The following is a 14,133-nucleotide window of genomic DNA, read 5'->3' on the forward strand; positions in this document are numbered from 1 at the left end:
ATGGGAAAATTAGCAACTATTGATATCATTATATTCCTGATCTATTTTGTAGTGGTAGCTTCCTACGGATTATGGATCTATAAAAAGAAAAAATCTGAGTCTACAGGAAGTAAAGATTATTTTCTGGCGGAAGGTTCTTTGACCTGGTGGGCTATCGGAGCCAGCTTAATCGCTTCCAATATCTCCGCCGAACAGTTTATCGGGATGAGTGGTGAAGGTTTCTTTGTCGGAATTGCTGTTGCCGCTTATGAGTGGATTGCTGCCCTTGCACTGATCATCATTGCGGTCTGGTTTATTCCGATCTACCTTAAAAACAAGATCTATACCATGCCCCAGTTTCTGGAAAGAAGGTATAATAAATCCGTATCGCTGATCATGGCGGTATTCTGGCTGTTTCTGTATGTTATCGTGAATCTTACTTCCATCCTTTACCTTGGTGCTCTTGCTATCGATACTTTACTGGGTGGAGAACATCTTCACGGTATTATGATTGGTCTTTTGCTTATGGCCCTTCTGATCGGTCTCGGTGGTATGAAAGTAATTGGATATACAGACGTTATACAAGTGGCTGTTCTAATTATCGGAGGTTTTGCAACCGTTTATATGGCACTGCAGATTGTGGATCAGAGAATCAACGGAGCAGCTGTAGGAAATGCGCTGGCAGGATTCAATACCCTGATCAATGAAGCTCCGCAGCATTTTAAGCTGATTCTTCAAAAACCAACCACTACAACTACCACGTTGGCAATGCCTCAGAACCTGGAAGTACAGAAATATGTGGTGTTGCCAGGTCTGGCCATGTATTTTGCCGGTCAGTGGATTGTCAATCTGAACTATTGGGGCTGTAATCAGTATATTACCCAAAGAGCTTTGGGGGCAGACTTGAAGACGGCAAGAACCGGAATTTTATTTGCCGGTTTTCTGAAACTGTTCATGCCTGTGATTGTAATGCTTCCGGGAATTGCGGCTTACGTTTTATATTCCAAAGGACATCTTCCGGGATTCAACGGAGTGAAAGACGGAGCGTATTCTGCAATATTGGGATTTTTACCTGTTGGGCTTAAAGGATTGGCCATTGCAGCGTTGACGGCAGCGATTGTAGCCTCGCTGGCAGGGAAAGTGAACAGTATCTCAACCATTTTCACTTTGGATATCTATAAGAAATACCTTAAAACAGATGCCACCGAAATCCAGATGGTGAGAACCGGAAGATGGGTGATCATTATCGCCATGATGGCTGCACTGGCCTTTACCTGGACAGATGTTTTAGGAATTGGTGGTGAAGGAGGGTTCACATTTATCCAGAAATATACAGGTTTTATCAGTCCTGGAGTTTTTGCCATGTTCCTTCTGGGAATGTTCTGGAAAAGAACGACTGGTACAGCGGCCTTGGTAGGAGTTATCTTAGGCTTTGTCCTTGCGATCTTCTTCAACAGCTTTGCCGTAGAAATTTTCGGGAAAGAGACATGGATGTACACAGCTTTCACTTATGAAAAGCTGGAAAATGGAGTAGTCCATACTATTACCGAAATTCCTTTCCTGATCAATATGGGATGGTCATTCTTTATCACAATAATTGCTATGATCCTGATCAGCCTCGCAGGTCCGAAGATAAACCCTAAAGCATTTGCCATTGATGTGACGATGTTTAAAGTGGACAACAGAACTTTAGTTTTGATCGTGGTGACGCTGCTTTTACTGACCGCTTTGTATGTGAGGTTTTGGTAGAATATATGATAAAAGTGAAGGGTCAATAGTGAATCCGTTTCACTTGTCAATTTAGAAATTCACCATTGATTTGCGAATAAAATTGACTTTTCACATAAAAGATAAATGTAGTGCATGACAGAAGTGAATGGTCAATAGTGAATCCGTTTCACTTGTCAATTTAGAAATTCATCATTGATTTGCGAATAAAATTGACTTTTCACATAAAAGATAAATGTAGTACATGACAGAAGTGAATGGTCAATAGTGAATCCGTTTCACTTGTCAATTTGGAATTCACCATTGACTTGCGAATAAAATTGACTTTTCACATAAAAGATAAATGTAGTACATGACAGAAGTGAATGGTCAATAGTGAATCCGTTTCACTTGTCAATTTGGAATTCACCATTGATTTGCGAATAAAATTGACTTTTCACATAAAAGATAAATGTAGTGCATGACAGAAGTGAATGGTCAATAGTGAATCCGTTTCACTTGTCAATTTGGAATTCACCATTGACTTGCGAATAAAATTGACTTTTCACATAAAAGATAAATGTAGTGCATGACAGGAGTGAATGGTCAATAGTGAATCCGTTTCACTTGTCAATTTAGAAATTCATCATTGATTTGCGAATAAAATTGACTTTTCACATAAAAGATAAATGTAGTGCATGACAGAAGTGAATGGTCAATAGTGAATCCGTTTCACTTGTCAATTTAGAAATTCACCATTGACTTGCGAATAAAATTGACTTTTCACATAAAAGATAAATGTAGTGCATGACAGAAGTGAATGGTCAATAGTGAATCCGTTTCACTTGTCAATTTAGAATTCACCATTGACTTGCGGAGCAAAATTGACTTTTCACATATAAAAAAATAGGATGCTGAAAGGCATCCTATTTTTTATTGATATCAGTTCATCCCAATATATTTGAATTTGAACAATTGGCAGGATGTACCGTAATAATCCCAAAGGTGTAAGTTTGAATTACCGTCCATGGTACAGCTGGGAATATCCCAACCGCGGGTCGCATCCACCTTTGATAGAATTTTGTAGTAACCATTGGAGACAGCAACTACCTGCCAGGCCTGTGCATCATTACCATAGTTCTGCCAAAGCCTGATTGAAGTTCCCAGTGTATTGCTGTTACTGGCCAGATCAATGCAACGATTTGTTGTGCTGGCTTTAGACACAAAACGCCAGTATCCATTGCCCGCATCAATGGCAACCCACCGCTGTGCAGCAGCACCATTTCTTGTCCATGGTCTTAACACTGCGCCATTGGCATCTTCGCCTGATTTCAGATCAAGTACTTTATTGGCATCGGTTTGAAACTCGATCTCGTAAATACCATTGTTGACCAGGCTACTGTTTGTATTACAGTTTCCAACAGGATAATTGGAGGATGCATATTGCTGGAACCACTGTTTAACTGGTGCGGCGCAGGCTTCCCAATCGTTGTTGTAGGCTGTTCCTGCATTAGGATCACCTTTGTGGAGGAGATTATCCGGGGCAAGAACATTCCAGCTTACATTGCCCGACTGATCCACGATATATTTTAAATTGGCGCCAAATCCGCTTCCGCCTGCCGTACCTGTTGTACCGATACCGAAGGTACCATATCCCTGAGGTGCCCAATCGGTCTCAGTAATGGCGATTGGTGCTATATCTGCAATAGGTTTAACATTGATATTCCATGCATTCTGAAAGGCTTGATAATTGTTGACACCTCCCCAGTAACCAGGATAGATGTGAACAGCGTAGCCAATATTACCCCCAGTGACCGGGTTATTGACATACCCCTGATAATGAGATTGCCAGCCTGTACCCGGAATCCAGCAAACGTTATTGGCTCCATTGTTACGGATGATATTAACCAACGGCTGAAAGAAATTTTTAAGCGCTGCAAAATGTTCATTTCCTACACTGCCCCAAGTACCATTAGTCCCCAGGATCTCAACAGGTTCATTCGCTAATTCGAACATCACATTATCGGCATTTTTTAAACCCGGATGCTGAGACAAAAAGGTCCATACGGTTTTAAGATAGCTATGATAGGCATCGTTCACAGCAATACGATTTGGACATACGCCTGGTGGACGTAGGATGACATACATTCCCAGGCTTCGGGCATGGTTGATCAGTGGGATGATCACCTGATCCGTATAAGTTACCAAACGGTTATAACTGAATCTGGAGATATCGTTCTCTGGGATGGCCGGACCGGGATTATTAGTCCAATACGGATCGATGTGAAGGCGAATGTAATTGAGATACCAGCCATCGGCGGCGCTGCTGAGCTTGTCTATAACTGCTTTGTTATAGTTCAGAGCTCCCTGAACATTGTAATTGTCCCAGGTACAGTAGCCGGAATTGGCACCATACTGACAGCCATTGAACCAGGGACTGGGAGTTATGGCAACACCATGTAAGACAACATTGTTGTCACAGGGATCTTTAAGGTATTTGCCTCCAACATGCAGCATTGGTGTTGCTGCCAATGCTCTTGCGCTAGCGCTGGCACTTAGGTTTTGTTCAGATTCTTCTTGTAAAAATTTTTCTTCTATCCGGGAGCAGCTTGAAAGGATGATTAACAGAAGAGAGGCTAGAAGTAGCCACATTTTGTTTGTTTTCATAATTGATATATTTAAAGGGTTTGGTTTTAGTTTTTAGCCATCAATATCTTGATTCCCTAACCCTGCACAGGAGTATTGGGCAGATAAGTAAAATTTTTTAATTTATTGACGCTAGGTTTGAATAAGAATTGTGGTTATATTCTATTAAGCCGACTAACCTGTTTGTCTCCCGGCCTTCTTTATCTAATTCTTCAGCACTGGTTTCGGTAGAACAATGGAACCATTTCTATTCAGTTTCCGATTTGAAAATCTTTTTCTTCTCTTTTTCTGGTTCTCACGTATGTAAGTATGGGGTTTATTAAAATTTGAGATATTGTTAAATATGGTTATTAGTTTTATATAAAAATACATATAATGTTAAATATAAATCAATGTTTTATTAAAAATTAACAAAAAATTACATATCATAAATGTAATTGTGAATCATATAATTATAATGCTTTGTGTGGTAGGGGAAAAGAAAAAACCTTATCATATATTTTTATTACAATAGTTCTGAAAAAAGACGAAAGAACTGTTTGGTTTGCATGAAATTTTCGATAAGAACACAAAAAAAATCTCACAAAAGTGAGATTTTAATAAGGCTATGCAGAATCTTTTACAACTACAAACTGTTAATTTTCTACAAAGTTTTCCTCAAATTATACAGGCTGTTTATATTAGATCTTAAACATAAATCCCCTGGAGATTTTTTTGTTGTATTTTTTTTCGTCAAAGCGGTAAAGGAAAGACCCTTTTCTGGAGGAGGTCATGTCTTTTTTATTGGTATTGACAAGGATATCCATACTATTGATCTTGCTCGTAAAATTCCGTTTATCAAATTTTTCATCAAAAATGGCTTCATAAAGATTCTGTAGGTCTTTCATCGTGAATTTTTCAGGAAGAAGCTCAAAACCTATAGGTCCGGTGGAAGCTCTTCTTCTCAGCCTGGCTACTGCATCTTTTACCATGTCATTGTGATCAAAAATAAGGACAGGTGCTTTCTGAAGCTCAACCCATTCTGCGCTGTATTGCTCATTGATCTTAATATCTTTTTCAATATTGATCAGTGCATAGTAAGAGATCGACATGATTCTGGCCGTCGGCTCACGCTTAATTTCCGTGTAGCATTTCAGCTGCTCAAGATAGATGTTTTCAAGACCGGTCAATGTAAACAGAACTCTGTTGGCTGCCTCATCAGAGGTCTCGTCACTGCCAATGAAGCCACCCATCAGCGACCATTCGCCCCTCTGTGGTTCAAAATTTCTTTTTACTAAAAGGATTTTAAGATTTTCACCGTCAAAACCGAAAATGATACAGTCAACAGCGACAAGGTGTTTGGGATATTGGGAGTAATCCTCAGTCATCTTTTATATTTTAATACAAAGGTAAAGCTTTTATAGATACAATTTTTACATAAATGTGATTTGCACACTTTTTAATATATAGAGCATTTATTTTTTATAAAATTACTCTTTGGTCCTATTTCGGGAGGCGAAACAGCTGTCCAAAAGTGAAAATATCACTGAAATCAGGTTAAACGTATATGAATTGAATGTTAAAATTGTGTTAAAATCAAGTTTTTGATTGATAATGATTAAGTAAAATAGCTTAACGTTAAAAATACGATAAGGTATTGGTGATATCATTGACATTTTTATCTCAATATATTCTTAATCCATTTTCATAGAGAATCGTACGGTTTAAAAGTCTTGTTTTTCTGTGAGTTGATTATCTTATTTTTTATGATAAGGTATTGTGTTTTTTGTTGCTTTTAAGGCGTTATGAAAGATTTTAAATAAAGAAATGACCGAAGCAGGCTCCAAAAATGTTTCATATATTGATTCTTTCCATTATTTTAGAAATGTTAAATTAACATTTATCTATGATCCCAAAACTTTCAGTTCTTTTATTGTGTTTTGCTTCATTTACTTCAGCTCAGGTAAAGAAGAAAATTCATTATTTCCCTTTGGAAACTGTAAAGTTATCAGAGAGTATTTTTAATAAAACCATGATGGCTGACAGGAAATATCTCATGGCGATGGAGCCGGACAGATTATTGGCTCCTTATCTTAAAGAAGCCGGACTGAAGCCCAAGGCAGATAATTATCCTAATTGGGAAAATACAGGGCTGGACGGCCACATAGGTGGACATTATATTTCCGCATTATCCCTGATGTACGCCTCTACAGGAGATAGCTCAATAAAACAGAGAATTGATTATATGATCAGTGAACTGGAACGCTGCCAGAATACCTCTCCGGACGGATACATTTCAGGGATTCCCGATGGAAAAAAGATCTGGAAAGAAATAAAACAGGGAAACATACGTGCTTCAGGATTCGGTTTGAATGACCGGTGGGTACCTTTGTATAATATTCATAAACTGTATGCAGGATTACGCGATGCCTGGTGGTATGCAAAAAATGAAAAAGCAAAGACAATGCTTATAAGGCTTACAGATTGGATGACAAATGAAGTTTCAGACCTTTCTGATGAACAGATACAGGATATGCTGCGCAGTGAACATGGAGGTCTCAACGAAGTTTTTGCTGATGTTTATGATATTACCCATGACCAGAAATATCTGAAACTGGCTCACCGCTTCTCCCATCAGGCAATTCTTACCCCTCTTTTGGCAGGAGAAGACAAGCTTACAGGCCTCCATGCCAATACACAGATTCCAAAAGTAATCGGCTACAAACGTATTGCCGATCTTGAAAATAATACATCCTGGAGCAATGCTGCTGATTTTTTCTGGCATAATATTACAGAGAAAAGGTCATCTGTTATCGGGGGAAATAGCGTCAGTGAGCATTTTAACCCTGTGAATGATTTCAGCAGTATGATCAAAAGTATTGAAGGCCCGGAAACCTGTAATACCTATAATATGCTGAAGCTGACCAAAGAGCTTTATGCAACAATGCCTGAATCTTACTATATAGATTATTATGAAAAAGCATTATACAATCATATCCTTTCCACGGAAAATCATGATCAGGGAGGTTTTGTCTATTTTACCCCGATGCGTCCCGGGCATTACCGGGTCTATTCACAACCTCAGACCAGCTTCTGGTGCTGTGTAGGGTCCGGAATGGAAAATCATGCCAAATATGGGGAAATGATTTATGCACAATCAGATAAGGATCTATATGTGAATTTATTTATCCCTTCCACACTGACATGGAAACAGCAAAAAGTAGTACTTCGTCAGGTCAATAACTTTCCGGAAGTTCCTGAAACAACATTGATTTTCGATGCTGCAGGAAAATCAGAATTTGATGTAAAACTGAGATGCCCGGAATGGACCACACCTTCGGAAGTAAAAATTCTGATCAACGGAAAACAGGAAAAAGTACAGCACAGTTCCGACGGCTATTTTACCCTGACTAAAAAATGGAAAAAAGGAGATGTTGTAAAAATGATTTTACCGATGCATCTTTCAGCAGAACAGCTGCCTGACCGCTCCAATTATTATGCATTTAAATATGGACCTGTAGTGCTTGCCGCAACTTATGGAACCGAAAACCAGCAGGGACTTCTTGCGGACGATAGCAGAGGAGGCCATATTGCTCACGGTCCGCAGATTCCTTTAAACGAAATTCCCGTTATCCTTGGAAATTCTTCAGAAGTTGTCAATCATGTTAAGCCTTCCAACAATGGACCGCTCAACTTTGCCGTTACAGGACTTTACCCGTCTGAAAAATTCGGGAAAGGTCTAGATCTTGTGCCGTTTTACAGTATTCAGGCAGAAAGATATATATTGTATTGGCCGCAAGCTGATAAAAACGGAATAGAAAATATGCTGAAGCAAAGGGCAAAAGAAGAAGAGGAAACCAGGAAACTGGATATGATCACCACAGATAAGATCCAGCTGGGCGAACAGCAGCCGGAATCAGATCATTTTATAGAAAGCAAAGATTCCGGCACAGGATATATGGAAGACCGCCATTTCCGTGATGCCAAAGGCTGGTTCAGTTACCAGTTGAAAAATAACGGAAAAAATGCTTCATTCCTTTATCTGCTTTATTTTGATGCCAATACCAGCCGTACGCTGAATATTGAGATCAACGGTAAAAAAATCATTACCCAAAATCTGGAAGGAAAGTCCGGAAGTTCACCTCAATATCTGGTCGTTCCGATACCGGATTCAGAAAAGAACAAAGAAAATCTTACCGTAAAATTCCTGGCAGAAGAAAAATTGATGACCGCTAAGATCATTGAAGTTCGTTTACTGACAGATAATTACGAAAAGAAATAAAACTGAAACAATTTTAAAAACAGACTTTTTCCCATGAAAAACAGAATCCTATACTTATTGTTTTTTCTTGCAGCCATTTGCAGTTTTGATGCAAAAGTAAGGCTGCCTGCTTTGATTTCAGACGGAATGATTCTTCAGAGGAATCAGGATCTGAAAATCTGGGGATATGCCGATGCAGGAGAAAAAGTTACAATTAAGTTTATCAATAAAATGTATAACGCCACAGCAGACCAAAGTGGAAACTGGGCCTTTATGCTTCCTAAACTTCAACCCGGAGGGCCGTTTATCATGACGATTAATGAGATCACTCTTAAGGATATTCTTATTGGTGATGTTTGGGTAGCTTCAGGACAATCCAATATGGAACTTCCGATGCGCAGGCTGACGCCTCTTTATGAAAATGAAATTAAAAACGCCAATAATCAGAATATAAGATTCTTCACGGTTCCGCAGAAATACAATTTTAAAGCTCCGCAAAATGATCTTGACGGAGGAAAGTGGGAAAGTACCAATCCTCAGACCATTCTTGATTTTTCAGGGGTTGCTTATTTCTTTGCCAAAGAACTGAATGAAAAAAATAAAGTTCCTGTAGGAATTATTCATACCAGCCTGGGAGGATCTCCGGTTCAGGCCTGGATGGATGAAAAGTCTTTAAAAAAGTATCCGGAATATCTGGCTGAAGCAGAAAAATGGAAAAATGATGACCTGATACAATCTACAGAATCCCAGGAAAGATCATTAAGCAAAGCATGGTACGAGGAGCTTGATCAAAGTGATATCGGATTAAATCAACATTGGGAAAAAGACAACGCCAATGATTCCGGATGGAAAACTATGATGGTTCCAGGATCATGGGAGGATCAGGAAGGTCCGTTCGACGGTTCGGTATGGTTTCGTAAAGAAATTATCCTGCCTAAAGGAGCAGACCAGAAAACAGCATTTCTCAATCTGGGAAGGATAAAAGATGCCGATATTACTTATATCAATGGAATTAAAGTAGGAAATGTAACCTACGAATATCCGCCACGCTGGTACGACATCCCGAAAGGTGTTTTAAAAGAAGGAAAGAATATTATTACAGTAAGAGTCATCAATGGCAGCGGAAAAGGGCAGTTTATCGCTGATAAACCTTATTACCTTGAAATCGACGGACAAAAAACAGACCTTGAAGGCGAGTGGAAATATAAAATAGGAGCCAAAATGGAAAAAATGGCTCCCGGACAAACATTTATCCGCTGGAAACCGGTAGGGCTTTACAATGCCATGATTAATCCGCTGATCAATTATAAAATCAAAGGATTTATCTGGTACCAGGGCGAAAGCAATACAGGAAAACCAAAAGAATACGGAGATTTGCTGTCGACAATGATCTCCGACTGGCGCTCCAAATGGAACAGGAATGATCTGCCGTTTTTCATTGTACAGCTGGCTAACTTCATGGAGAAAAAAGATGAACCTCTTGAAAGCAACTGGGCTGAGCTGAGAGAACAGCAGAGACAGGTTTCCCTGAATGTTCCTTATACAGGCCTTGCAGTAACGATTGATGTGGGAGAATGGAATGACATTCATCCGCTTAATAAAAAAACAGTAGGAGACAGGTTGGCTTTACAGGCCCTGAAAATCGGAGAAGGCAAAAAAATCATAGCTGACGGACCCGTTTATCAGTCGATGAAAACAGAAGGGAATACCATTATTCTATCCTTTAAACCTGGAACGGATGACCTGGTACAGGGAGAACTGAAAGGTTTTGCCATACAGCAGAAAGATGGCAGCTACCAATGGGCAAAAGCACAAGCAAAAGGTAATAAGGTTATTGTATGGAATGATCAGATAGATAATCCTGTCAATGTACGTTATGACTGGGCAGATAACCCTGATGGGAATCTTAAAAACAAAAGCGGGCTTCCAGCTTCACCTTTTACAACAGAAAAAAATTAATTAACATAGAACCTTATCAAAATCAATGGATAATCAACCGCAAAAAATATCGGTAGTAGAGAAAGTGGGGTATAGCCTGGGAGATCTGGCGGCCAACCTTGTTTTTCAGACCTTAGTCACCTACCTGACCTATTTTTATACAGATATTTATGGACTCAAAGCAGAGGATGCCTCTGTCATCACCCTTACCGTAGGTTTAATTGCCGGGTTTGGCTTTAACCCGCTCATTGGAGCGCTGGCAGACCGTACAAGCTCTCGCTGGGGGAAATTCCGTCCATGGATTTTATTTACTGCTGTACCCCTTGGTATTGCGGCACTTTTGGCTTTCAGCACGCCTCACTTTTCCTATCAGGGCAAGATGATTTACGCTGCGGTTACCTACTCGTTATTATTGTTATTATACGCATCCAATAACTTACCGTATGCTGCTTTGAGCGGTGTTATCACGGGAGATATGGGAGAAAGAAACAGTATTTCTTCATACCGTTTTGTAGCAGTAATGTTTGCACAGTTCTTTGTACAGGTATTTATGCTTCCTATCATTTTATATGTAGGACATGGAGACAAGGCACAGGGAATTGAGACCGTTATGACATGGCTGGCTGTGATTGGATCTGTAATGCTGCTGATCACCTTTTTTACCACCAAAGAAAGAATCATTCCCAAGCCGGAGCAGAAGTCAAGTCTGAAAGAGGATTTAAAAGATTTATTCCAGAACAGACCATGGATTATTATGCTGACGGTGACTGCATTTATATTTATCACGCTGGCCATGAAAGGCGGATCTTATGTATATTATTTTAACAACTATGTGGATGAAAATGCCCTCAAAAATTTTATTTCACCTATTACAGCATTTTTTAATTCTGCAGGGATGAATTTCTTCGGGGAAGATCCAAAGTCTGCAGGATTCGGATTGTTCAATGCAGGAGGAATTGTGATGATGATCGTCGGGATTACCTTCTCTAAAAAACTGGCGGACCGGTTTGGAAAAAGGGATACTTTTATTGCCTCATTATTCATTTCTACCTTGTTTATCCTGTCTTTTATATTGTATCCTCCGAAAGCAGTGGGAATTATGTTCCTGTCACAGATTTTACACGGACTTTTTTATGGAATCAGCACACCGCTTTTATGGGCTATGATTGCTGATGTGGCCGACTATTCGGAATGGAAGAACAACCGCAGGGCAACGGCCATTATTTTCTCTGCCATGATGGTAGGATTGAAAGTTGGTCTTAGTATCGGAAGCTCTCTGGTAGCTTTGATCATAGGAAAATACGGATACATTTCTGTACATGGAAATGAGCAGGTGATTCAGCCTGAAACGGTGGCAGCAGGGGCTAAAATGCTTGTGAGTATTTTCCCGTCCATTCCGTTTTTCATTGCCTGCGGACTGCTTTTATTGTATAAAATCAACAAAAAAATGGAAGTTCAGATTGAAAAAGATCTGGCTGAAAGAAGAAAATAAAACTAACAATATGAAACGTATTTTAATGGGTTTGGCGGCTCTTACCGCTTCCGGGCTGTCGGCACAGAAGCCTGACGGTACTTTAAAAAAAGCATTTCAGGATAAATTCTATATCGGAACTGCCATGAGTCTTCCCCAGATTGACGGTACAGATCAGAAAGCAGCGGCGATTATCAAAAAACAATTCAGCTCTATTGTTGCTGAAAACTGTATGAAATCTATGTTCCTGCAGCCTCAGGAAGGAAAGTTCTTCTTTGTTGATGCCGATAAATTTGTTGATTTCGGGATAAAGAATAATATGTTCATCATCGGACATACGTTAATCTGGCATTCCCAGCTGCCAAAATGGTTTTTTTCAGACAGTAACGGAAAGGATGTTTCTCCGGAAGTATTGAAACAACGCATGAAAAACCACATTACAACAGTAGTTTCACGTTACAAAGGAAAAGTAAAAGGTTGGGACGTGGTAAATGAAGCCATTCTTGAAGACGGATCTTATAGAAAAAGTAAATTTTACGAAATCCTGGGTGAAGATTTTATTCCTTTGGCATTTCAGTATGCGCAGGAAGCGGATCCCAATGCAGAACTATATTATAACGATTATAATGAATGGTATCCTGAAAAGGTAAAAGCAATCATTACAATGGTTGAAAAACTTAAATCAAGAGGAATCCGCATTGATGGGGTGGGAATGCAGTCACACGTCGGAATGGATAACCCTTCTATGGATGAATATGAAAAAGCAATTGTAGATTATTCCAATGCCGGTGTTAAAGTCAATATAACAGAGCTGGAAATTAGCGCGTTGCCTTCTCCATGGGGAAGCTCTGCCAATGTTTCAGATACCGTTGCCTACCAGAAAGAAATGAATCCTTATACCAAAGGTCTTCCCAGGGAAGTAGAAATGAAGTGGGAAAAACGTTATCTTGATTTCTTTGGTTTGTTCTTACAACATAAAGATAAAATAAGAAGAGTAACCTTATGGGGTGTTACCGACAAACAATCCTGGAAAAATGATTTCCCGGTGAAAGGAAGAACAGATTACCCGTTACTTTTTGACAGGAAAGACCAGGAGAAACCTGTGGTACAAAAAATAATAAAGCTGGCAGAGAAAAATTAAAATCAATAGAATTTTTACTAATGAAAAAATCAAAATATTTATTCCCGGAAGATTATATGGCAGACCCTTCCGTTCACGTTTTTGAGGATAAAATCTATATCTATCCTTCTCACGACCGCGAAAGCGGAATTGAAGAAAACGATAACGGAGATCACTTCGATATGAATGATTATCATGTCTTTTCAATGGATGATGTAGACAGCGGAGAAATTAAAGATCATGGTGTGATACTTTCGGTAAAAGATATTCCATGGGCGGGAAGACAGCTTTGGGATTGCGATGTTGCTTTCAAAGACGGGAAGTATTATATGTACTTTCCCTTGAAGGATCAGAATGATATCTTCAGAATAGGCGTTGCCGTAAGTGAGAAACCTTACGGTCCTTTCATCCCTGAAAAACATCCGATAATGGGCAGTTATAGCATCGATCCGTGCATTTTTGAAGATAAAGGAAAATATTATATGTATTTCGGAGGAATTTGGGGCGGACAATTACAGCGCTACAGAGATAATAAAGCACTTGAATCTGCTGTAATTCCCGAAAATGATGAACCTGCAATCCACTCAAAGGTGGCTCTGCTGAGTGATGATATGCTTGAATTTGCCGAAGCTCCTAAAGATGTTGTCATCATTGATGAAAACGGGAAACCACTGCTTCATGGTGATAAGCACCGCTTTTTTGAAGCTTCCTGGATGCATCAGTACAATGGTAAATATTATTTTTCTTATTCAACAGGAGACACGCACCTGATTTGTTATGCAACCGGAGATAATCCTTATGGTCCGTTTACTTTTCAGGGTGAAATTCTTACTCCGGTGGTAGGGTGGACTACCCATCACAGCATTGTGGAATTCAAAGGGAAATGGTATCTGTTTTTCCATGATTCTGTGCCGAGTGGCGGTAAAACATGGCTGAGAAGTATGAAAGTGATTGAACTGGAATATGATAACGAAGGTAAAATCAAAACGATTGAAGGTCTTGATGACCAGTCATAAGCCATCTTTAATAATT

At 39.4% G+C, this 14,133-nt stretch carries 8 protein-coding genes; 6 read left to right on the top strand and 2 right to left on the bottom strand.

Features of this window, described 5'->3' with window-relative positions; all coding sequences use genetic code 11:
- Positions 1–1,728 carry a sodium:solute symporter family transporter gene (locus ACP3T3_RS02775; protein ID WP_426478408.1) on the top strand — a complete coding sequence of 576 codons (1,728 nt, stop codon included), beginning with the start codon at positions 1–3 and terminating at the stop codon, positions 1,726–1,728.
- Between the two features lie 900 nt (positions 1,729–2,628).
- On the opposite strand, the gene ACP3T3_RS02780 is transcribed toward ACP3T3_RS02775, so the two are convergent.
- Positions 2,629–4,353 carry an RICIN domain-containing protein gene (locus ACP3T3_RS02780; protein WP_426478409.1) on the bottom strand — a complete coding sequence of 575 codons (1,725 nt, stop codon included), beginning with the start codon at positions 4,351–4,353 and terminating at the stop codon, positions 2,629–2,631.
- Between the two features lie 659 nt (positions 4,354–5,012).
- Positions 5,013–5,699: an NUDIX hydrolase gene (locus tag ACP3T3_RS02785; RefSeq protein ID WP_426478410.1), complete on the bottom strand. Its 687-nt coding sequence runs from the start codon at positions 5,697–5,699 to the stop codon at positions 5,013–5,015.
- A gap of 518 nt (positions 5,700–6,217) precedes the next feature.
- On the opposite strand from ACP3T3_RS02785, the gene ACP3T3_RS02790 reads away from it, so the two are divergent.
- The 5 genes from ACP3T3_RS02790 to ACP3T3_RS02810 are packed head-to-tail and all read left to right on the top strand — an operon-like array spanning position 6,218 to position 14,117.
- Entirely contained in the window at positions 6,218–8,593 is a 2,376-nt protein-coding gene (locus ACP3T3_RS02790; protein WP_426478411.1) for a beta-L-arabinofuranosidase domain-containing protein, read from the top strand.
- A gap of 33 nt (positions 8,594–8,626) precedes the next feature.
- Positions 8,627–10,531 carry a sialate O-acetylesterase gene (locus ACP3T3_RS02795; RefSeq protein WP_426478412.1) on the top strand — a complete coding sequence of 635 codons (1,905 nt, stop codon included), beginning with the start codon at positions 8,627–8,629 and terminating at the stop codon, positions 10,529–10,531.
- A gap of 25 nt (positions 10,532–10,556) precedes the next feature.
- Positions 10,557–12,002, top strand: coding sequence for an MFS transporter (locus ACP3T3_RS02800; protein WP_426478413.1), 1,446 nt, complete (start codon positions 10,557–10,559; stop codon positions 12,000–12,002).
- Between the two features lie 10 nt (positions 12,003–12,012).
- A complete protein-coding gene (locus ACP3T3_RS02805; RefSeq protein ID WP_426478414.1) occupies positions 12,013–13,122 on the top strand; it encodes an endo-1,4-beta-xylanase in 1,110 nt (369 codons plus the stop codon).
- A 20-nt stretch (positions 13,123–13,142) separates the two neighbouring features.
- Positions 13,143–14,117: a glycoside hydrolase family 43 protein gene (locus ACP3T3_RS02810; RefSeq protein WP_426478415.1), complete on the top strand. Its 975-nt coding sequence runs from the start codon at positions 13,143–13,145 to the stop codon at positions 14,115–14,117.
- Positions 14,118–14,133 lie beyond the last annotated feature (16 nt).

The sequence above is a fragment of the Chryseobacterium sp. CBSDS_008 genome, from assembly GCF_049959325.1.
Lineage (GTDB): Bacteria > Bacteroidota > Bacteroidia > Flavobacteriales > Weeksellaceae > Chryseobacterium.

Coding starts and splice junctions, on each gene's coding strand:
- ACP3T3_RS02775 (WP_426478408.1), top strand. CDS start 1: ATGGGAAAATTAGCAACTATTGATATCATTATATTCCTGATCTATTTT.
- ACP3T3_RS02780 (WP_426478409.1), bottom strand. CDS start 4,353: ATGAAAACAAACAAAATGTGGCTACTTCTAGCCTCTCTTCTGTTAATC.
- ACP3T3_RS02785 (WP_426478410.1), bottom strand. CDS start 5,699: ATGACTGAGGATTACTCCCAATATCCCAAACACCTTGTCGCTGTTGAC.
- ACP3T3_RS02790 (WP_426478411.1), top strand. CDS start 6,218: ATGATCCCAAAACTTTCAGTTCTTTTATTGTGTTTTGCTTCATTTACT.
- ACP3T3_RS02795 (WP_426478412.1), top strand. CDS start 8,627: ATGAAAAACAGAATCCTATACTTATTGTTTTTTCTTGCAGCCATTTGC.
- ACP3T3_RS02800 (WP_426478413.1), top strand. CDS start 10,557: ATGGATAATCAACCGCAAAAAATATCGGTAGTAGAGAAAGTGGGGTAT.
- ACP3T3_RS02805 (WP_426478414.1), top strand. CDS start 12,013: ATGAAACGTATTTTAATGGGTTTGGCGGCTCTTACCGCTTCCGGGCTG.
- ACP3T3_RS02810 (WP_426478415.1), top strand. CDS start 13,143: ATGAAAAAATCAAAATATTTATTCCCGGAAGATTATATGGCAGACCCT.